The sequence below is a fragment of the Kineosporiaceae bacterium genome, assembly GCA_016713225.1.
GTDB lineage: Bacteria > Actinomycetota > Actinomycetes > Actinomycetales > Kineosporiaceae > JADJPO01.
On sequence record JADJPO010000003.1, the window covers coordinates 1,092,468 to 1,115,329 of the forward strand.

At 70.7% G+C, this 22,862-nt stretch carries 17 protein-coding genes and 3 pseudogenes; 3 read left to right on the forward strand and 17 right to left on the reverse strand.

Annotated features, from left to right (window positions below; all coding sequences use genetic code 11):
• The first annotated feature begins 31 nt into the window (after window positions 1-31).
• Complete coding sequence (locus IPK24_15970; protein MBK8077020.1) at window positions 32-670, forward strand: hypothetical protein; 639 nt, start codon at window positions 32-34, stop codon at window positions 668-670.
• A 96-nt stretch (window positions 671-766) separates the two neighbouring features.
• Here IPK24_15970 and IPK24_15975 read toward each other — a convergent pair whose 3' ends face one another.
• Entirely contained in the window at window positions 767-2,395 is a 1,629-nt protein-coding gene (locus IPK24_15975; GenBank protein MBK8077021.1) for a hypothetical protein, read from the reverse strand.
• A 170-nt stretch (window positions 2,396-2,565) separates the two neighbouring features.
• Window positions 2,566-6,090, reverse strand: a complete 3,525-nt coding sequence (dnaE, locus tag IPK24_15980) for a DNA polymerase III subunit alpha (protein ID MBK8077022.1) — start codon at window positions 6,088-6,090, stop codon at window positions 2,566-2,568.
• A gap of 290 nt (window positions 6,091-6,380) precedes the next feature.
• Here dnaE and IPK24_15985 point away from each other — a divergent pair, with 290 nt between their 5' ends.
• Entirely contained in the window at window positions 6,381-7,664 is a 1,284-nt protein-coding gene (locus IPK24_15985; protein MBK8077023.1) for an SPFH domain-containing protein, read from the forward strand.
• 171 nt (window positions 7,665-7,835) lie between these two features.
• On the forward strand, window positions 7,836-8,882 hold the full coding sequence (locus IPK24_15990) for a hypothetical protein (GenBank protein ID MBK8077024.1): 1,047 nt from the start codon (window positions 7,836-7,838) through the stop codon (window positions 8,880-8,882).
• A gap of 97 nt (window positions 8,883-8,979) precedes the next feature.
• Here IPK24_15990 and IPK24_15995 read toward each other — a convergent pair whose 3' ends face one another.
• The 15 genes and pseudogenes from IPK24_15995 to ftsW form a co-directional block, all read right to left on the reverse strand.
• On the reverse strand, window positions 8,980-9,909 hold the full coding sequence (locus IPK24_15995) for an RluA family pseudouridine synthase (protein ID MBK8077025.1): 930 nt from the start codon (window positions 9,907-9,909) through the stop codon (window positions 8,980-8,982).
• The gene (gene lspA, locus IPK24_16000) at window positions 9,902-10,459 is read right to left on the reverse strand and encodes a signal peptidase II (protein MBK8077026.1); all 558 of its coding nucleotides are present in this window, start codon (window positions 10,457-10,459) and stop codon (window positions 9,902-9,904) included. Before lspA ends, IPK24_15995 begins: the two co-directional genes overlap by 8 nt.
• 147 nt (window positions 10,460-10,606) lie before the next feature.
• On the reverse strand, window positions 10,607-11,677 hold the full coding sequence (locus IPK24_16005; GenBank protein MBK8077027.1) for a TraR/DksA C4-type zinc finger protein: 1,071 nt from the start codon (window positions 11,675-11,677) through the stop codon (window positions 10,607-10,609).
• A 128-nt stretch (window positions 11,678-11,805) separates the two neighbouring features.
• On the reverse strand, window positions 11,806-12,075 hold the full coding sequence (locus IPK24_16010; GenBank protein ID MBK8077028.1) for a DUF167 domain-containing protein: 270 nt from the start codon (window positions 12,073-12,075) through the stop codon (window positions 11,806-11,808).
• Window positions 12,076-12,181: 106 nt separating this feature from the next.
• Window positions 12,182-12,999: pseudogene (locus tag IPK24_16015) on the reverse strand (DivIVA domain-containing protein).
• 144 nt (window positions 13,000-13,143) lie between these two features.
• Window positions 13,144-13,425 carry a YggT family protein gene (locus IPK24_16020; protein ID MBK8077029.1) on the reverse strand — a complete coding sequence of 94 codons (282 nt, stop codon included), beginning with the start codon at window positions 13,423-13,425 and terminating at the stop codon, window positions 13,144-13,146.
• Window positions 13,426-13,655: 230 nt separating this feature from the next.
• Window positions 13,656-14,174 carry a cell division protein SepF gene (gene sepF / locus IPK24_16025; GenBank protein MBK8077030.1) on the reverse strand — a complete coding sequence of 173 codons (519 nt, stop codon included), beginning with the start codon at window positions 14,172-14,174 and terminating at the stop codon, window positions 13,656-13,658.
• A gap of 72 nt (window positions 14,175-14,246) precedes the next feature.
• Window positions 14,247-15,008: a YggS family pyridoxal phosphate-dependent enzyme gene (locus tag IPK24_16030; GenBank protein MBK8077031.1), complete on the reverse strand. Its 762-nt coding sequence runs from the start codon at window positions 15,006-15,008 to the stop codon at window positions 14,247-14,249.
• Entirely contained in the window at window positions 15,005-15,754 is a 750-nt protein-coding gene (gene pgeF, locus IPK24_16035; GenBank protein ID MBK8077032.1) for a peptidoglycan editing factor PgeF, read from the reverse strand. Before pgeF ends, IPK24_16030 begins: the two co-directional genes overlap by 4 nt.
• 486 nt (window positions 15,755-16,240) lie before the next feature.
• Window positions 16,241-17,233 (reverse strand): annotated as a pseudogene (gene ftsZ, locus IPK24_16040) (cell division protein FtsZ).
• 288 nt (window positions 17,234-17,521) lie between these two features.
• Window positions 17,522-17,971: pseudogene (locus tag IPK24_16045) on the reverse strand (hypothetical protein).
• A gap of 78 nt (window positions 17,972-18,049) precedes the next feature.
• Window positions 18,050-18,877, reverse strand: a complete 828-nt coding sequence (locus IPK24_16050) for an FtsQ-type POTRA domain-containing protein (GenBank protein ID MBK8077033.1) — start codon at window positions 18,875-18,877, stop codon at window positions 18,050-18,052.
• A complete protein-coding gene (locus tag IPK24_16055) occupies window positions 18,877-20,388 on the reverse strand; it encodes a UDP-N-acetylmuramate--L-alanine ligase (GenBank protein MBK8077034.1) in 1,512 nt (503 codons plus the stop codon). The genes IPK24_16050 and IPK24_16055 overlap by 1 nt, the downstream gene beginning before the upstream one ends.
• Window positions 20,385-21,599, reverse strand: coding sequence for an undecaprenyldiphospho-muramoylpentapeptide beta-N-acetylglucosaminyltransferase (gene murG / locus IPK24_16060; GenBank protein ID MBK8077035.1), 1,215 nt, complete (start codon window positions 21,597-21,599; stop codon window positions 20,385-20,387). Before murG ends, IPK24_16055 begins: the two co-directional genes overlap by 4 nt.
• A complete protein-coding gene (gene ftsW, locus IPK24_16065) occupies window positions 21,596-22,837 on the reverse strand; it encodes a putative lipid II flippase FtsW (GenBank protein ID MBK8077036.1) in 1,242 nt (413 codons plus the stop codon). Before ftsW ends, murG begins: the two co-directional genes overlap by 4 nt.
• Window positions 22,838-22,862 lie beyond the last annotated feature (25 nt).

Consider the following 22,862-nt stretch of genomic DNA (forward strand, 5'->3'; position numbering starts at 1 on the left):
TCGACATCGTATTGGGTCGATAATGGCCAGCGTGCATCGTGTGCTGCGGTACGTCCTCGGATGGCTCGCCGCCGCCTCGGCGCTGGTGTGGATCTCGTCCCAGGTGATCAGCAGCACCGTCTACCCGGACGGCGACGGCCGCGAGGCGGCCCTGCGCGGGGGGGCGCTGGTGGCCGCTGACGCCTCACAGTCCACCACCCTCCCCCCACCCCCGAGCACCTCACCCGCGGTGTCACCGTCCGCGCCGACGCCTTCCCAGGTCTCCCCCACCGGCACCCGGCCGACCACGGCGCCGGCCCGCACGTCGCCCCCGACCCGCCCGACCAGTGGTCCCGGCGGCACGATCACCATGGAGACCACCGTCATCGCCCCCGGGCACACGGTCACCCGCTGGTCGAGTTCATCCAGCCGCCGGGTCACCTCCACCACAACGCGCACGACGAGCTCGTCGATCTCCCGCGTGGTCCGCACCCTGGGCGGCCAGGTGGTCTTGCGGATCTATGCCGACCACGCCGAAGTGCTCTCGGCCACCCCTGCTCTCGGCTACAGCGTGAGGTCCTGGGAACAGACCGAGTGGCTGCGGGTGGACTTCACCGACGGTGAGCGGACCTCGTCGGTCATCGTGACCTGGAACGACGGGCCGCCCTTCATCCAGGTGATCGACCAGTAACCGGATCGGGCCGGCCGGGGTGTCCCGGCCGGCCCGAATTCCGGTTGTCTCAGGTGCGGTGGACCACGCCTGAGCCTGTGACCTCGGCCCGTGACCTCAGCCCTTGGCGGTGAGCCGCAGGACGTAGGACGCCGTGTGGTCCTGGTCCCAGGTGGCCGACATACCGAACGCCTGCAGCGGTGCCAGGTCGGCGGCGTCCTCGGCAGGCAGCTCCCCGCCGAACGCGGTGATCGCCCGGGCGATGTCCACGTAGAGCACCGCAGTGGCGCCCTCGGCCTTGGGCACTGCGGTGCGGAACGTCGGCGACGACGCCAGGGTGCCGTTGTCGGCCAGCCCCGTGATCGCAGGCCCCCACTGCCAGGTGTAACCGGTCGCGGTGCGCCTGGGGGCCTGGTCGACGCCCTGATCCGACAGCGCCGCGGTGGCCCGGTCGAGCACCTGATCGAGGTCGGCCGCCGAGCTGTCCACCCGGACGCCGACCGAAGGGTCGGCGCTGGTACCGGCCACGATCAGAGCGAACTGCTCACCCAGCAGGGCCTTCAGGTCACCGGGCAGCTTCAACCCGGTCTGCTCCTCGAGATCGGCCGTCGTCAGCTTGTCGCCACCCTGAACCGAGTTCGCCTGGTCGACGATGTCCTGCCACGAGGCAGCAACCTGATCGCCCAGACCACCCAAGGCCAGGACGCCGACCACGTCAGCGGGCGCCTGGAGCCTGACCGGGCTCCCCTTCACCTTCGGCATCATCGCGCCGCCCAGCTCACGGAACGACCCGGCCAATTCCAGCGCGTCGTCGTCGAACCGCAGCACGCTCATGCCGTGGCCCGTCGCGGACGAGGCGCCAGACCCGGGCAGGAGGCCGGCCGAGGGCGTCAGCGCGCGCTGGACGTCGTCCATACCGGCCAGATCGACCCACATCGCCGCGATGCCCGCATCGCCCACGGCCTTGCTGTCATCGGCGTAGGCCGGACGCTCGGACAGCGGGGCGGACTGCGCCGCCGTCGCCGCGGCCGAGGCGTGCGCCTGGGTGTCCGACATGATCACCCATTCGCCCTCGCCCGCCAGCCCGACCGGCTTCCCGTCGACGCCGTCGAGCTTCGACAGGCTGGTCTTGGCCTTGGCCTGGTCGGTGACCTGCAGCGCGATCACCACGGTGGGTTCCTCGCCACCGGCATCCGGGGGCAGCAGAGCCACCCCGGCCCGCTGACCGAGCCACTGCTCGACCTCGGCCCAGGCCGGAGCGCCCTTCTCGTCCTGGGAGATCTGCTCGTACACCCACTTGCGCGGGTCCTTGTCGGCCACGTCCCAATCCAAGTCCTTGGACTTGGGGAACTTCTGAGCGAACCGCAGTGCGGCCAGCTTCTGCGACGCCGACGGGTCGAGGTCGACCATCATCGCCGCCACGGCGGTGCCGGGCAGGTGAGCGTCGGCACGCTCGCCCTGGCCTCCCACGGCCGCATATGCCAGGTAGCCGCCGGCGGCGAGCACCCCGGCCCCGACGACCCCGGCCACGATGCCCGCGGTCCGGCCTCGGCTGCGACGCCCGGACGGCGGGGACGGCGCATAGCTGCCGGGAAGGACCTCGGTACTGCCCGGCTGGGCGTAGCCACCGGGCTGGGCGTAGCCGGCCGGTGGGGGCGGGTACCCGCCCTGCTGCGGGTAGGTGGGTGGCGGCGACGGCGGGTAGGGCGAGGCCCCCTCGCCCGGATGGGTGGAGTCGAACGACACGATGTCCCCTCGAGTGGATGGATCAACAGTTCTGCGGCTCGCCCGGTCTGCCGGGATTGCGGCGATCACACACTGGCACAGCCGTGAGGTGGTCGACGCTCGCCTTCGCCAGATCTCCACATCGGCACACCGGGTGGAGCGGCTGAGCCGTCAGAGCAGGAATCGCCCGCTCACACCAGGCACTGCGGCCCGAGCAACGCCTTCAGGTCGCCGAACAGGGCCGGGGACGGCGTCACCCGGAGGGCGTCGTCCAGCCGCATCACCGTGGCCTTGCCGGTGCGGGTCAACTTGAGGTGCACCTCGGTGCTGCCCGGATGGGTGGCCAGCACGTCCTTGAGCCGCTCCACGGTGGGTGGCGTGCAGCGCGCGACCGGCAGCGAGACCACCACCGGCCCGTGGTCACCGTCGGCCAGCAACTCGGGGAGCCTGAGCTCCTGGGCATAGATGGTGGGAACGTCGTCGCGCCGGTTCAGGCGCCCCTTGACCACCACCACCAGGTCTTCGGCGAGCACGTGCGACACGGTCAGGTACGACTGCGGGAAGAACAGGACCTCGATCGCGCCGTCCAGGTCCTCGACCGTGGCGATCGCCCAGGCATTGCCGTTCTTGGTCAGCTTGCGCTGTACCGAACTGATCATTCCCGCGATGGTGATCCCGGCGCCGTCCGGTCGGGAGTCGTCGGCGTTCAGGGCGGCGATGGAGCAGTCGGACTCCCGGGACAGGATGTGTTCCAGACCGAACAACGGGTGATCCGAGACATACAGCCCGAGCATCTCGCGCTCGTTGGACAACAACGTCTGCTTGTCCCACTCGATGTCGGGCACCGGCGGCAGCATCGACTCGGCCGGGCCGTCGTCGTCCATGCCGCCGAAGAGGGAGAACTGACCGCGGTCCTCCTGGCGCTTGTCCGACACGACCGCCTCGACGGCGGGCTCGTGCACCTTGACCATGCCGAACCGCGGTTCGTTCAGTGAGTCGAAGGCCCCACCCTTGATCAGCGACTCGACGGTGCGCTTGTTGCAGACCACCAACGGGACCTTGCGCAGGAAGTCGTGGAACGAGGTGTAGGCGCCCCGCTCGGCCCGCGTCGTGACGACGGCATCGACCACGTTGGCCCCGACATTGCGGATCGCGGTCAGGCCGAATCGGATGTCCTCACCGACCGGGGTGAAGTCGGCGGCCGAGGAGTTCACGTCCGGCGGCAAGACCTTGATGCCCATACGGCGGCACTCGTTCAGGTACAGCGCCGACTTGTCCTTGTCGTCGCGCACGCTGGTGAGCAGCGCGGCCATGTACTCGCAGGGGTAGTTGGCCTTGAGGTAGGCGGTCCAGTAGGAGACCAGTCCGTAGCCGGCGGTGTGGGCCTTGTTGAAGGCGTAGTCCGAGAACGGGACCAAGATGTCCCACAGCGTCTTGATCGCCGCATCGGAGTACCCGTTGGCCTTCATGCCCGCGTTGAAACCCTCGAACTCCTTGTCGAGGATCTCGCGCTTCTTCTTGCCCATCGCCCGACGCAGCAGGTCTGCCTTGCCGAGCGAGTACCCGGCCACCTTCTGCGCGATCGCCATGACCTGTTCCTGGTAGACGATCAGGCCGTAGGTGGTGTCGAGGATCTCGGACAGGGACTCGGCCAGCTCGGGGTGGATCGGCGTGATCGGCTGCAGGCCGTTCTTGCGCAGCGCGTAGTTGGTGTGTGAGTTGGCGCCCATCGGCCCGGGCCGGTACAGCGCCAGGACGGCGGAGATGTCCTCGAAGTGGTCCGGGCGCATCTGGCGCAGCAGGGTGCGCATCGGCCCGCCGTCCAGCTGGAACACCCCGAGGGTGTCACCGGCGGCGAGCAGCTCGTAGGTCGCCTTGTCGTCGAGGGTGGTCGAGAGCTCGTCGAGGTCGACGGCGTCCTTGCCGTTGGCGATCACGTTCTTCAACGCGTCGTCGATCACGGTCAGGTTGCGCAGGCCCAGGAAGTCCATCTTCAGCAGGCCGAGCGTCTCGCAGGTCGGGTAGTCGAGTTGCGTGATGATCGCGCCGTCCTGCTCGCGGCGCATGATCGGCACGTGGTCGATCAGCGGCTCGCTGGACATGATCACGCCCGCGGCGTGGACCCCCCACTGCCGCTTGAGTCCCTCGAGGCCCCGGGCGGTCTCGACCACCTTCTGCACCTCGGGATCCGAGGCGTGCAGCTCGCGGAACTCCCCCGCCTCGCTGTAGCGAGGGTGCTCGGGGTCGAAGATGCCCGTCAGCGGGATGTCCTTGCCCATCACCGCAGGCGGCATGGCCTTGGTGAGCCGCTCCCCCATCGAGAACGGATAGCCCAGCACCCGGGAGGCGTCCTTCAGGGCCTGCTTGGCCTTGATCGTGCCGTAGGTGACGATCTGGGCGACGCGCTCCTCGCCGTAGCGCTCGGTCACGTACCGGATGACCTCACCCCGGCGACGTTCGTCGAAGTCGACGTCGACGTCGGGCATCGAGACGCGCTCGGGGTTGAGGAACCGCTCGAAGATCAGCCCGTGGGGCAGCGGATCGAGATCGGTGATCCCGGTGGCATAGGCGGCGAGCGAGCCGGCTGCCGAGCCACGCCCCGGCCCGACCCGGATGCCCTGCTCCTTGGCCCAGTTGATGAAGTCGGCCACCACCAGGAAGTAGCCCGGGAAGCCCATCTGGCAGATGACGTCGACCTCGAAGTCGGCCTGCTTGCGCACGTCGTCCGGGATGCCGCGCGGGTAACGACGGTGCAGGCCCCGCTCGACCTCCTTGACGAACCAGGACTGCTCGTTCTCACCCTCGGGCACCGGGAAGCGCGGCATCAGGTTGGCGCCCTCGGTGAACGTGACGTTGCACCGTTCGGCGATCTCGAGGGTGTTGTCGCACGCCTGCGGCAGCTCGCGCCACAGGTGGCGCATCTCCTCGGGGCTCTTGAGGTAGAAGTCGTCGGCGTCGAACTTGAACCGCTTCGGGTCGGCCAGGTTGGACCCTGACTGCACACAGAGCAGGACGGCGTGTGCCTGGGCGTCCTCGGCCCGGGTGTAGTGCAGGTCGTTGGAGGCGACCAAGGGCAGGTCGAGCTCCTTGGCCAGGCGCAACAGGTCCTGCTGGACGACCCGTTCGATGTCGAGGCCGTGGTCCATCAACTCGCAGTAGAAGTTGCCGGCACCGAAGATGTCGCGGAACTCGGCGGCAGCCTCGACCGCCTCGCGATACTGCCCCAGACGCAGCCTGGTCTGGACCTCACCGGACGGGCAGCCGGTGGTCGCGATCAGACCCGTGCCGTAGGTCTGCAGCAGGTCGCGGTCCATGCGGGGCTTGTAGAAGTGGCCCTCGAGGCTGGCCAGCGACCCCATCCGGAACAGGTTGTGCATGCCTTGGGTGGTCTCGGCCCACATCGTCATGTGGGTGTAGGCACCGCCACCGGAGACATCGTCCCGGCTGCCGTCGCCCCACCGCACCCGGGTGCGGTCGAACCGGCTGGTACCCGGGGTGAGGTAGGCCTCGAGCCCGATGATCGGCTTGACCCCGTGCTTGGTCCCCTTCTTCCAGAATTCGTAGGCACCGAACAAGAACCCGTGGTCCGTGGTCGCCGCCGCGGGCATCCCCATCCGCTTGGCCTCGACGAACAGGTCGTCGATCTTCGCGGCACCATCGAGCATCGAGTACTCGGTGTGATTGTGCAGGTGCACGAACGAGGCGGCTGACGCCATGAGTCGAACCTCCCTCACCCGGGCCTACGAGAACAGACGAGCAACGCCAGAGCCGCGCCGGCCCGGGGAAGTGCCCGCTACGAGCGACGGGCTGGGTGGCGTGGTGCCCGGTCAGTCTAGGTGGCGGGTCCGACAACTCCTCCGGCAACTCGCAGACGGCCCGCCGCGGCGTGGGACAGGTCACCCGACGTGATCGCACGTGGCCGAGCGAGCCAGCACGATCGAATCCCACTAGCATCGCTGCCGAGTGGACGCCCGACACGGGCGCCCTGGCTGGGGAGGTAGACGCGATGGGGCTGTTCGACATGGTCCGTGGCGAGTTCATCGACATCATCGAGTGGTTGGACGACTCGCGCGACACCATCGTGTGGCGCTTCCCGCGTCACGACAACGAGATCAAGATGGGCGCCCAGCTCGTCGTCCGCGAGTCCCAGACCGCGGTGTTCGTCAACGAAGGCCAGATCGCCGACTCCTTCGGCCCCGGTACCCACACCCTGCAGACCCAGAACATGCCTGTCCTGAGCACCCTCAAGGGCTGGAAGTACGGCTTCGAGTCACCGTTCAAGGCCGAGGTGTACTTCGTCAACACCCGCCAGTTCACCGACCTCAAGTGGGGCACCCAGAACCCGGTGATCGTGCGCGATCCGGAGTTCGGCATGGTGCGACTGCGGGCGTTCGGCGCCTACTCGATGCGGATCACCGATGCCGCGAAGCTGCTGCGCGAGCTGGCCGGCACCGACCCGCAGTTCCGGACCGAGGAGGTCTCGGAGTTCTTGCGGCAGATGATCGTCGGCAAGCTCGGGACGGCGCTGGCCACCGCCGGGGTGTCGATGATCGACCTCGCCGCACAGCAGCAGGTCATCGGCCAGCGCATCGCCGGGATCCTGTCCGAGGACCTGGCCAACGTCGGCATCACCATCCCGACCTTCATCATCGAGAACATCTCGGTGCCCGAGGAGGTACAGGCCGCCATCGACAAGCGCACCCAGATGGGCGTGGTCGGCGACCTCGATCGGTACACGAAGTTCCAGACCGCTGAGGCCATCGAGGACGCCGCCCAGAACCCGGGCGGCGGCGGAGCCGCCGGGATCGGCCTGGGGATGGGTATGGCCGTCGGCCAGCAGATGGCCGAGCAACTCCGCGCCGGTAGCGCGCCGACCCCAGCCCCGACCCCGACCCCGGCGCCGGCCCCGGCCCCGGCCGCTCCCCCGCCGATGCCGGTGACGCACTGGTTCCTGGGCGTCGAGGGTCAGCAGCACGGGCCGTTCACCGGGCCGGAACTGCCGGCCAAGGTCGGCGAGGGACTGCTCACCCCGAACACGCTGGTCTGGACCGCGGGAATGGAGCAGTGGCAGCCGGCGCGCGAGATCATCGCCCTGGCCCCGGTGCTGTCCATCGCCCCGCCACCGCTGCCCCCGGCAGCACCCGTTGCAGCGCCCGGGCCCGCTGTCGAGTCCGCCCCCGAGCCGACGGCTCCGGCCGCACCGACGGCTCCGGCCGCACCGTCTGCTCCGGCTGCACCCTCTGCGCCGGCCGCCGACCCCTACGCGCCGCGCCACGAACCCCCGCAGTAGCCTGCGGTCCGGCGGAGCGCCGGGCTCGGTGCGACCCAGAGGAACAGCGGGAGGGAACGGGTGAACCAGGGAAACCGGCTGGACCGGGAGACAGCCGAGCCCACCGACGGGCCGCCGAGTGCCGCGCCGGTCGGGGTACGGACCTTCCCGTGCCAGCAGTGCGGCGCCCGGTTGGAATACGCACCCGGGGCCGGCGCCCTGCAGTGCCCGTACTGCGGCGCCGAGCAGGGCGTCGTCGCCGTGGACGAGGCCGTCGACGAGCACGACTTCGTCGCCTGGCAGTCCTCGCCGATCAAGCCGACCGGTCATCTCGGCGCTCATCTGCTCAGCTGCCCCAAGTGCTCCGCGCAACTCGAGACCGATCAGCTGTCGACCATCTGCCAGTTCTGTGGCACCCCGATCGTGGCCGACGTCAACCCGAGCGAGCAGATCGTGCCGGAAGGTGTCGTCCCGTTCGCCGTCGATCGGCAGGGTGCCCAGAGCGCCGTCCGGGCCTGGGCGGGCTCTCGGCTCTTCGCCCCCAACCGGCTCAAGAAGGTCAGCACCACCGAGCGGTTGATGGGCACCTATCTGCCGCACTGGACGTTCGATGCGGCCACCAGTACCCACTACTCGGGGATGCGGGGCGAGCACTACTTCGAGACCCAGCACGTGACGGTGATGGTCGACGGCAGACCACAACAGCAGACCCGCCAGGTGATGAAGACCCGCTGGTGGCCCGCCTCGGGTCAGGTCGCCCGCGACTTCGACGACGTCCTGGTCGTGGCCTCGACCCAGCTCGAGCCGGATCAGATCGCCAGGCTCTCGCCCTGGGCGCTCGAGGGGGCCAGGCCATACCAGCAGGAGTACCTGTCCGGGTACCAGACGTTGCGTTACGACGTGCAGCCCGACCAGGGCCTCGAGGCCGCCAAGCAACAGATGCGGACGGTGATCCTCGACGACTGCCGTTCGGACATCGGCGGCGACGAGCAGCAGGTGCACTCCATGGACACCCGCTACGCGGACCTGATGTTCAAGTTGATGCTGCTGCCGGTCTGGGTGGCGGCCTACCTCTACGCCGGCAAGACCTACCAGGTGTTCGTCAACGCCTACACCGGGCAGGTGATCGGGGAACGGCCCTACAGCATCCCCAAGATCGTGGCAGCCGTGGTGGCCGGCCTGATCGTGCTCGCCGTCCTGGTCTACCTGTTCAGCCAGCAGCAGACCTCGACCGCCTGAGGCGCGCAGCATCCCCGGTGATCATGCAATCCGTGCACGGGCACAGAAGCCGTGGATCCGGTCGTCGTGCCCAGACTCGGCTCCCCGCACCGTGCGCCTATCCGGCCGAGAGCACCTGCAGTGCGCCGGCCAGATCGGGCGGGTACTCGCTGCGGAACTCGACCCACTCACCGGTGGCCGGGTGCTCGAATCCCAGCCGGACGGCGTGCAGCCACTGCCGGTTCAGCCCGAGCCGCTTGGCCAGTACCGGATCGGCACCGTAGGTGAGATCGCCCGCGCACGGGTGGCGCAGGGCCGAGAAGTGCACCCGGATCTGATGGGTTCGACCGGTCTCGAGGTGGACCTCGACCAGGGACGCCGCGCGGAACGCCTCGATCACCTCGTAGTGGGTGATGCTCGGTTTGCCCGAGGCCACCACGGCCCAGCGATGGTCCTGGGTCGGATGCCTCCCGATCGGGGCGTCGATGGTGCCGGTCAGCGGGTCGGGGTGACCCTGCACCACGGCGTGATAGACCTTGTCGACGGTGCGATCACGAAAGGCCTGCTTGAGGCGGCTGTAGGCACTCTCGCTCTTGGTGACCACCATCAATCCGCTGGTACCCACGTCGAGCCGGTGCACCACCCCTTGTCGCTCGGCCGCCCCGGACGTCGCGATCCGATACCCGGACGCCGCCAGCGCACCGACCACGGTCGGTCCCTGCCAGCCCGGGCTGGGGTGCGCCGCCACGCCGACGGGTTTGTCCACCACCACGATGTCGTCGTCGTCGTGGATCACCCCCATGCCCTCGACGGGGGTGGCGATCACGGCCGGTTCGACCGAACGCACCTCGGGCAGGTCGACCTCCAGCCAGGCATCGGCCATCAGCCGGTCGGACTTGCCCACCGTGCGGCCGTCGACGCTCACAGCGCCGGTGGCCGCCAGCTCGGCGGCCGCGGTGCGGGAGATGCCCAGCAGCCGCGCCAACCCGGCGTCCACGCGTTCGCCGGCCAACCCATCGGGCACCGGGAGTGCGCGGTGATCAGCCATCGGTCGAGGCACCGTTCGTCGCGTCGTCCTCGGCCACGGAATCGGCCACCGACTCGGCCTCGGCTGCGGCGCCCTGTTGCCGGCCCTCCAGCGGGATGTTCAGGACGCCCAGCAGTGCGATCAGTACGGCCGCGCTGACGATGCACGAATCGGCGACGTTGAACACCGGGAAGTCCATGAACGGGAACCGCAGATACTCGATGAAGTCCACGACATGGCCGCGCCCGAACCCCGGTTCGCGCAGCAGCCGGTCGGTCAGGTTGCCCGACAGCCCGCCCAGCAGCAGGCCCAGGGCGATCGCCCAGGGCAGACTGTGCAGCCGTCGCGCGGTGTGCACGATCACCGCGGCCACCACCACGGCGATCAGCGTGAACACCCAGGTGCTGCCGGTGCCCAGCGAGAACGCAGCGCCCGAGTTGCGCAACAGTCGCAGTTGCAGCCACCCGTCGATCACACTCACCGGCTCGCCCGGGGTCAGCCGATCGACCACCAGCACCTTGGACAGCTGGTCCAGACCGAGGACGACGACCGCCACGCCGACGAGCACCATGATCAACCGGGGACGCAGGGCAGGGGCCGGACGGGGTTCCACGAGGGGCAAGCCTGCCACGTCCGAGCCGCGGCCGCCGTCAGGGGCAGTCACTCGGCCTTTCCCTGCTCGCGGGAGGATCACGAGGTGGGCCGGCAGACGCCCGCGTCAGCGACGCTCCTGAGCCTGCTTACAGCTCATGCACATGGTCGCGCGGGGAAACGCCTGCAACCGCAACTTGCCCACCGACAGGCCACACGACTCGCAGATCCCGTAACTGCCGTCGCCGATGCGCGCCAGCGCATGCTCGGTCTGGAACAACGCCTGGCGGGTGGTGGACAGCAAGGTCATGCCCTGCTCTCGTTCGAACGTCTTCGAGCCGGTGTCCGCCTGGTCGTCCCCGGCGCCGTCGCCGCTGTCACGCAGCACGTCGGTGATGCCACCCTGGATCGTCACGAGTTCATCGCTCAGGCGGGCGAGCTCGGCCTCCAGTTCGGTGCGCACCTCTGCCAGCTCGGACGGCGTCCACGGCGTCTCGTCCTCGCGAACCGCCAGCCGGATCTCGGGCTCCGCCGCCGATGCAGCCTGGGTCGCCGGTCCAGCCACCTCACCGGGGGTGGTCCGCTTCGGCGCCACCTTCTTCGCTCTCGAGGCCGGTGCTGGTCGCGAGGCCTTCGCAGCCGGAACGCTCTTCCCGGCCGGTGGCGCTGTCACGGCCGTGGTCTTCTTGGCGGGCGGTGTCTTCTTGGCGGGCGTGACCTTCGTGGCCATTGCCTTCTTGGCCACCGTTGTCTTCTTGGCAACAGTCTTCTTGGCCGCCGGGGCCTTCGCGGCCGTTGTCTTCTTGGCCGGCGTGGCCTTCGTGGCAGGCGGCGCTTTCTTGGCAGGCGGCGTCACCTTTCGGGGCACCGCCTTCTGGGCCGCCGGCTTTCGAGCCGGCATGGCCCTCTCGCCGGACTCGGGGGACGCCGCCGGGACACTCCGGCGCGAGGTGGTTCGCCTCGTCACGCTGCTGACCGCGGCGGCCGCCTTGGCCACGCCCTGCGACACGGCCTTCGTCGCTCGGGCCGAGGCCTTCGCGGCGGGTGCCGACGGTGCGGCAGGCTTCTCGGCCGCACCCTGCTGGACGGCGGCTTGCGTGCTCGCCGTCGCGCCCTTGTCGGCTCTGCGCCCAGCCGATGAACGCACCGCAGCCACTGCCCGTCGGGCAGCGCCGGAGAGCGACGTGCGCTCTGCCATGGCAGGCCTCCTCGATCCGCGTCATCGACGGTCTGCGAAGAATAGATTCCCGCAGTGGTGGCCTCAATTCACCACGCCCGGTTCCGTCGATACTCGATCATGCCGCGAATCCCGTTTCGGGGCATCATTCAGGCTGAATCGAGCAGTTCTCGCCACCGCTGGGCGAGCCGATCGTCGTCACCCTCGACGTCGACGATCTTGGTTCGGCTGCGTTCACCCGACACCAACCGGACGGCGCGCGGACGCACGCCGAAGGCCTCGGCAACGGCAGACAGGGCCGCCTGCGTGGCGCGGCCATCCACAGCGGGTGAGTTCACGGCGACCACGAGGGCGCCCTCGCGTTGCCCACCCACGCCGGCCCGCGAGCTACCCGGCTTGACCCTGATCGTCAGGCGCACGATCACTCACCGTACCGACGCGTCGTCCGGCGCACGACAACGGCGGTGGGCAACCCTCTCCCGCAAGGGTCGCCCACCGCCGTCGGTGACGCAGATACTCCGGGGATCAGCCCCGGTCGCCGAAGGGGAAGCTCTGAGCCGGCTCCGGCGTGGGCTCGCTGTAGGTGCCGCGGCTCGGCAGCGGCCCGTTGTACGTGGCACCACCACCGTTGCTGTTGCCGGCGCCGGCAGCCGCCGCGAGGGAGGCCTGCGGACCGCGGTTCGGTACCACGGCCGCCTTGGCTTCGAGCTCGCGCAGCTGGCCTCGAGGTAGGACTTGAGGCGGCTGCGGTACTCGCGCTCGAACGCTCGCAGTTCGTCGATCTTGCGCTCCAGCAGCGAACGCTCCTGCTCCAGCGAACCGAGGGTCTGACGCTGCTTCTCCTCGGCCTCGCGGACCAGGCGCTGCGCGTGTTCACGGGCCTCGTTCACGATGCGGTCACGCTGCTGCTCACCGTTGCGCACGTACTCGTCGTGCAGCTTCTGAGCCAGCGCCAGCATGCCGGCAGCGGCCTCGGGACCCTGGCCCTGGGCGGCGACCGCCTCGAGCTGGGCCGAGGCACGCATCGGCTCGGGAGCCATCACCGGCTGCGGCACCGGTACCGGCACGGGGGCCGGTGGCGGAGGCATGACGGCAGCGGCAACCGTGGGCGGCGCCTCGGGCTCGGGGGCCGCCTCACGCGCCACGGAGGCGCGGGACAACTCGCTCACCCGGCGCTCGCAGGCACCCAGCTTGTTGCGCATGTCTTCGTTTTCCTCGGTGAGGCGGCGAAGTTCATTCACCACCTCGTCCAGGAAGTCGTCGACCTCGTCCTGGTCGTATCCCTCGCGGAACTTCGTCGCTTGGAATCGCTTGTTGACTACGTCCTCGGGAGTCAGAGCCATGTGGTCACCTCGCGGGAGAGACGGTCGGTGGTTCGGCGTCGCCGTGTCACCGTATCGGATGCCTGGGTCAGACGACGAACCCCATGGCCAGCCCCGGACTTGTACGAGCTGGTGGCTGCCACGGGGCAGATCGTACTCGAAACGTTACTGAGGCAGCGCCCGCCACAGGATGAGCACGACGGCGAACAGCAACATGAAGGACAGGTCCAACTGAACGGACCCCAACCGAAGGGGAGGAATCACCCGACGTAACGCCTTCAGCGGCGGGTCTGTGACGGTGAACACTGTCTCGGCCACCACCAGCACCGGCCCACGAGGCCGCCAGTCCCGCGCGAACGCCTGGATCCACTCGAAGATCAGACGCCCGATCAGCGCGATCAGGAACAGGAAGACCACCAGACTGGGCAGCCCGATCAGCAAGTCCACAGCGATCCGTTCTCCAGGGGTTTCATCCCTGCGATCATCTCGAGGGGGTTCATCCCGCCATCATCGGCGATCCACTCGCCAACGGCGAGTGCGACACCACAACGCGAAGCCTTGTGGTGTCGCAGTCTTGACCTTGACCTTGTCCCTTGACCTCGACATGGCTCTCACCCAACCCAAAGCACCCCACGGGGTTCCGGGGGGTACACGGGGGGCGGAGCCCCCTGTGGGTGTCAGCTCTGGTTGAAGAAGGTCCGCTCCGGAACCTTGACCTTCTCGGCCTGGGCCACCTCGACGTGCGCCGGCGAGAGCAGGAAGACCTTGTTCGTCACCCGCTCGATGGAGCCGTGGAGACCGAAGATCAGACCAGCCGCGAAGTCGACCAGCCGCTTGGCGTCGGAGTCGTCCATGTCGCTGAGGTTCATGATCACCGGGGTACCCGAGCGGAAGGCCTCACCGATCGTCTTGGCCTCGTTGTAGGTGCGCGGGTGGATCGTCGTGATCCGGTGCAGGTCGGTGGACGCCGCCGCCGAGGACACGACGCGACTCAGCTGACCGCGGATCGGCGTCACGGGTGCGCGACGCTCCTCGAGATGCTCGACATCGCGGGGGCGGCGGGCGGGCTCGTCGTCGTGCGACTCGGCCGGCGATTCGTCGTCCGGGAAGTCCTCGTCGACGTCGTAGCCGTCGTAGCGCTCCTCGTCCTCGGCCAAACCGAGGTAGACCATGGTCTTGCGCAATGCGCCGGCCATCGCTACTCCCTGCATCGACTTTGTCTTCCCCGTCACCGTGACACACAGCCACGGCCACCCTGAGTTGCGACGTTACCCGAGGGGTGGGCGCGGACCGAGCACCGCGCTGCCGACACGCAGGTGTGTCGCACCCTCGGTCACCGCGGCCTCCAGGTCACCACTCATGCCGGCAGAGATCATGACGGCGGCGGGATGAACCTGCCGCAACCGCTCGGACACCTCTCGCAGAGCGGCGAAGGCGGCACTGGGATCCACCCCCAGCGGTGCCACGGCCATCAGCCCGGCCAGACCGAGGTGAGGGGCGGCGGCGATCCGGTCGGCCACCTCGGGAACCTGCGGTACCGGCGTCCCGCCGCGGGTCGGATCGCCGTCCAGACTCACCTGCACCAGGCAGTCGAGCCGGCGACCGGACGCCGCCGCGCCCCGATCGAGGGCATCGACCAGGCCGAGGCGATCCACCGAATGGACCACGTCGGCGTAGCCGGCCACGTGCCGGGCCTTGTTCGACTGCAGTCGCCCGATGAAGTGCCACCGCAGCGGCGGACGATCAGCGCCGACCGGCAGCACGGCGGCCGAGACGTCGCGATGCTTGGCCCCCGCCTCCTGGTCGCGGCTCTCCCCCACGTCACGCACCCCGAGCGCGGCCAGGCGGACGACGTCCGCGGCCGGGTAGGTCTTCGTCACCACGATCACGTGGACCTCGGACGGCTCACGCCCGGCTGTCGCGCACGCGGCCAGGATCCGCTGCTGCACGACAGCCAGACCGGTGGCGAGTTCGCGGGTTCGGGCATCCGGCTCGGCCAGGGCGTCGGACGAGGGCTGACCGGTGTTCATGCCAGCAGTCGTACCACGCCGGCGAAGCGTCCGGTGGTGGTGCTGCGCCGGTAAGAGAAGGAGTCCTCGTCCTCGAGCGTGCAGCCCCCTACGGTCATCACCTCGACCCCGCGCCGGGAGAGCACCTGGTGGCAGCCCGCCCGCAGATCCAGCGACGCCGTGCCCCAGGTGGTGGTGGCGTACACGGCCGGCAGTTGGGCTGCGCTCTCGGCCCGCATCGACTCGGGGACCTCGTAGCAGCACGGCCCGGCCGCCGGCCCCAACCCCGCCCGAATCCGACCGAGGTCGGCACCGGCGCGCACCATCTCGTCCAGGACGGCGTCCAGGACACCGGCGAGCAGTCCGACCCGACCGGCGTGGGCGGCGCCGATCACCCCGGCGCTCGGGTCGGCCAGGAGCACCGGCACACAATCGGCCACCAGGACGCCGAGCGCGACCTGGGCATCGGCGGTCACCAGGGCGTCCCCGCCGCTCTCGACGGCGATGTCGGTGTGGAGCACATCCCGTGCCCGGATGGTGGCATGGTCCACGCGATGGACAGCGACCCCGTGCACCTGACGGACGAAGACCACCGGCGCCCCGAACTCGCGCGCGAGCCGGGCACGGTTGGCTGCCACCGCCGCCGGGTCATCCCCCACGTGCTGGGCGAGGTCGAACTCGGCATACGCCCCGCGGGAGGCGCCCGGCGTCCGTCGTGTGAAGGCGGCCCGCACACCGGGACCGAGATCGATGCCGAGCAGGTGCACCTACTTCAGGAAGTCCGGCACATCGAGGTCGTCGTCGAGCACGACCGGTCGCGCGGCAGCACGCACCGGACGCTCGTGAGACAGGTCCACCGACCGGGTGGGCTCGGGCGCCGGAGCGGGCGCCGGAGCGGGCGCGGCGACCGGGGCCGGGTTCGCCGCCGGTGCCGGTGGCTGTGAGCCGAGCGGCGCGGCCGAGGACGAGCCGTTGCCCTGATAGTTGCCCAACGGAGGCAGCTCGCTCGTCGGCGCGCCGGAGGACGAGCCCACGGTCGAGGGGAGTACCGCACTGTGTACCGGAGCCGCGACGGTCGGCGCCCCGATCGGACGCTCGCCGAACGGCTCGGCGTCCAGCGGCTGCGGGCGCAGCGACGGACTCACCAGAGCGGGAGCGGGATCGGCGAGCTGGCGTCCGGGCGGAAAGGAGTCGGTGCGCGGTAGATCCAAACTCCCCAGGGAGGTCGACGCGGCGGCCGGAGCAGTACTGCGCCCGGAGACCTGACCCAGCGCCCGCTCGTCCCGGCGCCGGGTCGGGGTGCCGCCGTCGAACCCGGCCGCGATCACGGTGACCCGCACCTCGTCGCCGAGGGCGTCGTCGATGACAGCACCGAAGATGATGTTGGCCTCGGGGTGAGCGGCCTCCTGCACGAGTCGGGCGGCCTCGTTGATCTCGAACAATCCGAGGTCGGAACCACCCTGGATGGACAGCAGCACGCCGTGCGCGCCGTCCACGCTCGCCTCGAGCAGCGGCGAGGAGATCGCGGTCTCGGCCGCCTGGATGGCGCGGTCCTCGCCGCGGGCCGAGCCGATTCCCATCAGCGCGCTGCCGGCGCCCTGCATGACCGACTTCACGTCGGCGAAGTCGAGGTTGATCAGGCCCGGGGTCGTGATCAGGTCGGTGATGCCCTGCACACCGGAGAGCAGCACCTGGTCGGCCGAGCGGAACGCGTCCAGCACGCTGACGTGCCGGTCGCTGATCGACAGCAGCCGGTCGTTGGGGATGGTGATGAGGGTGTCGACCTCTTCACGCAGCGAGGTGATGCCCGAGTCGGCCTGGGACGCACGGCGGCGGCCCTCGAAGGTGAACGGCCGGGTGACGACTCCTATGGTCAACGCACCCAGACCTCGAGCGATGCGCGCGACCACCGGGGCGCCCCCGGTGCCGGTGCCGCCGCCCTCGCCGGCCGTGACGAAGACCATGTCGGCGCCCTTGAGCACCTCTTCGATCTCGTCCGCGTGATCCTCGGCAGCCTTGCGGCCCACCTCCGGGTCGGCGCCGGCGCCGAGGCCGCGGGTGAGCTCACGGCCGACGTCGAGCTTGACGTCGGCATCGCTCATCAGCAACGCCTGGGCATCGGTGTTGATGGCGATGAACTCGACGCCCTTCAGCCCGACCTCGATCATGCGGTTGACGGCGTTCACGCCGCCACCGCCGATGCCGACGACCTTGATGACGGCAAGGTAGTTCTGCGGTGCTGCCACGTCGGGTACCTCTCGCTCGCGGATCGTGGACCCGTAAGTCCCCCGTGATCGAGATCCTCCTGTCGGGACCTCGACCAAAGTCTCACCCTCAGGTAGAGGGTTATAGTTATGTCAACTTCCTACTGCTCAGTGACCGTACGGGCGCCCTCGAGGCGATTCAACGACCGTGGGGGTGTGTCGACCGAGCCGCGTCACGAACCCGCGCCACAGAGGGCATCGCGCACCCGCCGACGCCGGGGGGGGGGGGGGGGGGGGGGGGGGGGGGGGGGGGCGGCAGCCTGGGTGACGTCATGATGTGCAGGACGCTGGGGGCGCGGCCAGGTCCAGGCGGTGCAGGGGCGGGGGCGCCGGCGGCGGCGGGGGGGGCCCGGGGGGGGGGGGGCGCGGGGGGGGGGGGGGGGGCGGCGGGGGGGGGGGGGGGGGGGGGGCCCGCGGGGCCGGGGGGCGGCCGGCGGGCCGGCCGGGCGGGCGGGGGGGGGGCGGGGGGCGGGCGGGGGGGGGGGGGGGGGCGGGGGGGCGGGCGGTCGGGGGGGGCGCGGGGGGGGGGGGCCGGGGCGGGGGGGGGGCCCGGGGCGGGGCGGGGGCGGGGGGCGGGGGGCGGGGGGGGGGGGGGGGGGGGGGGGGGGGGGGGGGGGGGGGGGGGGGGGGGGGGGGGCGGGGGCGGGGGGGGGGGGGGGGGGGGGGGGGGGGGGGGGGGGGGGGGGGGGGGGGGGGGGGGGGGGGCGCCGGGGATCTGGGGGATCGGGGGGGGGGGGCGGCACGGCCTGCAGATCACCGAGGGTTCAGCGGGGCCGAGGGTTCAGCGGGGCCGAGGGTTCAGCGGGGTAGGACCGCGGCGTCACGCACCGTGGCGCGCGAAACCGACGGCGTCGACGGCGCGCTCACGTCGTAGACCGCGGCATCCGCGTTCGAGGTCACCAGCGCCCGCAGCACATCCAGCTTGAGCTCGCCCTGGTCCGCACCGCCCCAGACCACCCGCGCCCCGTTGCGCAACACGAACCACACGCCGTCCGGTGAGGTGGCCCCCAGCGTGCGCACCTGAGCGTTGACCTCGGTCGGCAACCCGGCCTGGACGTCGAGCGCGGCGGCCAACGCGGCGGCGCCGGCCTTCGCGACGTCGACATCGAGATAGGGCAGCGCGTCAGGCCGGCTCGACACCGACTCGACATCGACGCCGTCACGATCGACCAGCCGATACCCCGCCCCTCCCCCACCCGCGGGGACGGCGGCCACGGGAACCCGCTCGACCACCTCGACCCGCACCGTCTGCGGCCATCGCCGGGTGATCTTGGTCTCGCGGACCAAGGGGATGGCCGCCACCCGGCGGGCCACCGCCGAGGGATCGAGCAACACCATCGGACGGCCGATCTCGGCGTCCACCACCTGGTGCACCGCGACGCCGTTCACCCGCTGCAACGAGTTCACCGTCACCTGGGTGACCTTCAGCCACGGCGAGAACAGGGCCAGCCACCCCAGGGCGCCCAGCAACGCCACCGCGGCGATGCCCACGGCCCACCGGCGTCGGCGACGCGAGGCGACCTTGGCGGCGAACCGCTCGGCCGTACCCGAGGACGCCGCGCGACGAGGCGGCGCACTCGGCGTCCGGCGACGGGGAGCCGCGGTGGGGGCCGGGGTGCGCGCCATCAGGACCCCGGCTGGTCGGCTCGCTCTGCCCGGGCGGCCCACTCGCTCAGCAACCGCGGCCCCAGGGTGGTGACATCCCCGGCGCCCATGGTGATCACCAGGTCGCCGGATCGGGCCCGGTCGAGTGCCACCTGTCGGGCGTCGTCCAGGCTCGGGGCGAAGTGCACCCGCTGCGGCGGCAGTGGCACCTCGCGGGTGATCAGCTCGCCGGTGATGCCGGGTTCGGGGTCCTCGCGGGCCGCGTAGACATCGAGCACGATCACCTCGTCGGCCAACCCCAGGGCATGCCCGAAGGCAGTGGCGAAGATGCGGGTACGGCTGAACAGGTGCGGCTGGAAGATCACCACGATCCGCGAGCCCGCTCCCCCGTCGGCCAGGGTGGTGAGCGTGGTGCGAGCGCCGCGCAACGCGGCGGCCACCTCGGTGGGGTGATGCGAGTAGTCGTCGCGCACCTCGATCCCGGAGACGCGTCCCTTGAGCTCGAACCGGCGCCGGGTGCCGCCGAAGCCCGCCAGGCCGGCCGCGAGCCGGGCGGGTTCGCTGCCCAGCCGGCAACCCGCGAGCCAGGCGGCCGCGGCGTTCGCCGCGTTGTGCCGACCGGGCACCTGCAGTCGCAGCGGTCCGGTGCGGGGCAGCTCGCGCCCGGCCACCGACAACCCGGCGCGGGGTTGGAACGTGACCTCGATCCCCCCGTCGGCGGGGCGGACGTCCACCAGCCGGACGTCGCTGCCCTCGCGCTCGCCGTAACAGATGACCTCGACGTCCGAACGACGGCTGCGCACCGACTGCGACAACCGCAGCGCGCCGTCGTCGTCCGCGCTGCTCACCAGCGCTCCGCCCGGCACGATCCGATCGGCGAAGGCCTCGAAGGCGGCCTCGACCGCCTCGGCCGTGCCGTAGTGGTCCAAGTGGTCGGGCTCGACATTGGTGACGATGGCGACCGTCGGGCTGTACCGCAAGAAGGATTCGTCGGACTCGTCGGCCTCGGCGACGAACACATCCCCCGTGCCCTCGCGGGCACTGGCCCGGTCGGCGTCGGCACCGGTGAGTTCGCCGCCGATCGCGAACGAGGGGTCGGCGCCGGCAGCCTGCAGCGCCACGGTGAGCATGGAGGTGGTGGTGGTCTTGCCGTGGGTGCCGGCGACGGCGACGGCACGACGCCCCACCATCAGGCTGGCGAGCGCCTGGGAGCGGTGCAGGATGCGCAGGCCCCGCTCACGGGCCAGCGCCAACTCGGGGTTGGTCGCTCGGATCGCCGACGAGACCACCACGGTGTCGGCATCGCCCAGGTTGGCCGCCTCGTGGCCGATGCAGACCCGGGCGCCGAGCTCGCGCAGTCCATCGAGCACGACCGAGTCCCGGGCATCGCTGCCCGACACCCGCACGCCACGGGAGCACAGGATGCGAGCCAGGCCGGACATCCCGACCCCGCCCATGCCGATGAAGTGCACCGCGCCGAGCCGCTCGACCGGCTCGGCTGTCTCGGTTGTGGTGGCGGGCAGCTGCGTCATGCCGGGTCTCCTTCTCGCCGGGCCGGCCAGCCGGCCGCTGTCGCGACCAGGTCGGCCAGCTGCTCGTCGCCATCTCGAATCCCGAAACCCGCTGCTGCAGCTGCCATCTCGGTCAGCGCGGCCTGGTTCGACAGCAAGGGCACGATCTCACGGCGCACCCAGTCCGGGGTGCACGCAGCGTCCGCCACCAGCAGTCCACCGCCGGCCGAGACCACCGGCGCAGCGTTGAGGCGTTGTTCACCGTTGCCGATCGGCAGCGGCACGTAGACGGCCGGCAGCCCGATGGCGGTGAGTTCACACACCGTGCCGGCACCGGCTCGGCAGATCACCAGATCGGCGACGGCGAAGGCCAGGTCCATGCGGTCGAGGTACTCGCGCACCACGTAGTGCGGCTCGGGCTCGTGTCGCCACGGCTCGGGCAGGTCGACCTGTTTGCCCCGCCCGGACAGGTGCAGCACCTGATGTCCTGCCCCGAGCAGTTCGGGGGCGGCGGCGGCCAGGGTCTCGTTGAGGCGTTGCGCGCCCAGGCTGCCGCCGGTGACCAGCAGGGTGCGCCGCTCGGGCGACAGACCGAACTCGGCGAGCGCCTCCGGGCGCAACGCGCGGCGAGCCGCGGCGTCCAAGGAGGTGATCTGGCGCCGCAACGGCATGCCCAGCACCTGGACGCCGCGCAGCGGCGTGCCGGGAAAGGCACAGGCCACGTAGGGGGTGAACCGGGCGCCGAGCCGGTTGGCCAGGCCCGGTCGTGAGTTCGCCTCGTGCACCACGATCGGGACGCCGAGCCGGCGCGCGGCGATGTAGGCCGGCGCCGAGACATAGCCGCCGAATCCGACCACCACCTCGGCAGCAGAACCGGAGATCGCCTCGGCCGCAGCCTGATTGGCGGCCTTCAGCCGTACCGGCAGCCGGCCCAGGTCGCCGGACAGGCTGCGGGGCATCGGCACCCGGGGGACGATCGCCAACGGATAGCCGGCGGCCGGCACCAGCCGGGCCTCGAGGCCCTCGGCGGTGCCGAGCACGGTGATGGCGATGTCGGGGTCGCGACGGCGCAGGCAATCGGCCAAGGCGAGCAGCGGGGCGACGTGCCCGGCCGTTCCGCCACCGGCCAGCAACACCGAACGCACCGGGCGCTCCGACGGCGTCGGCGCTACGGCGGACCCGTCCGGACCGTCCGAACCGACTGAACCGGCTGAACCGGGATCGGTGCTCATCGTGCCCTCCCGCGCCGCCGGTTCACTGCGGTCGGGGCCGTGGTTCCTCGGCGCGAGAGCACGGACGCCGTTCGACCGGCGATGCGCGGACGTGCCGCGAGCGCCTCCGGGGCACCGGGCACCTGACGGGCGAACCCCAGCACCATGCCGAAGGCGATCATGACCGTCACCAGGGCCGAGCCGCCGCTGGAGACCAGCGGCAACGGCAGCCCGATCACCGGCAGCATGCCCAACACGGTGCCGATGTTGATGATGGCCTGGCCCAGTACCCAGGCCAGCACGCCACCGGTCGCGATCTTGACGAAGGTGTCGTCGCTGGCGATCACCAGCTTGAACAGGCCGATGCCGAGGGCCGCGAACAACGCGAGCACGGTCAGGGTGCCGATCAGGCCGAGCTCTTCGCCGATCACCGCGAAGATGAAGTCGTTGTGGGCTTGAGAGAGCCAGAGCCACTTCTCACGACCGGCCCCCAGGCCGACCCCCCACCAGCCCCCGGTGGCCAGGGCATAGCGGCTGTGGGTGGGCTGCCAGCAGGTGCTCAGGTACTCACAGGGCGTGTTGCCCAACCAGGTGTTGACCCGCTTCATGCGGTTCTCGCTGGTGGTCACCAACAGCGTGATCGCCAGGCCACCCAGCAGGCCGCCGACGGCGAACAACCGCAGCGGCACCCCGGCGGTGAACAACAGGGCGACCGTGATGGCGACCAGCACCAGGGCGGTGCCCAGGTCATTGCCCACCATCACCAGGGCGAGCAGGACCAACGCCCCCGGCACCACCGGGATCAGCGCGTGCGCAACCTGCCCGACCATGGCCTGCTTGCGCGCCAGCACGGCTGCCGCCCACACGATCAGCGCCAGCTTGGCCGCCTCGGACGGCTGGATCCCCACCGGACCGATGTACAACCAGTTGGTGTTACCGCCGGTGGTCCGCCCGAAGGCCGCCACGGCGATCAGCCCGAGCATCCCCACACCGAGGGCCGGCCAGGCCAGCGCCTTCAACTGCGACACCCGGATGCGCGAGGCGACGAACGCCAGAGGCAGACCGATGGCGGCGAAGATCGCCTGCTTGGCGAAGATGGCGTACGAGTCCTTCTGCGAGCCGCGCAACGCGGCGATGTTCGAACTCGACAACACCATGACCAGCCCGATGACGACCAGCGCGATGACCGAGCCCAGGATCAGGTAGTACGGCGCGAGCGGAGAGTCGAGCCGCGCCACCCAGGCACTGCGCCGGGTCAACGGGTGACCCCCGGGACGGCGTACC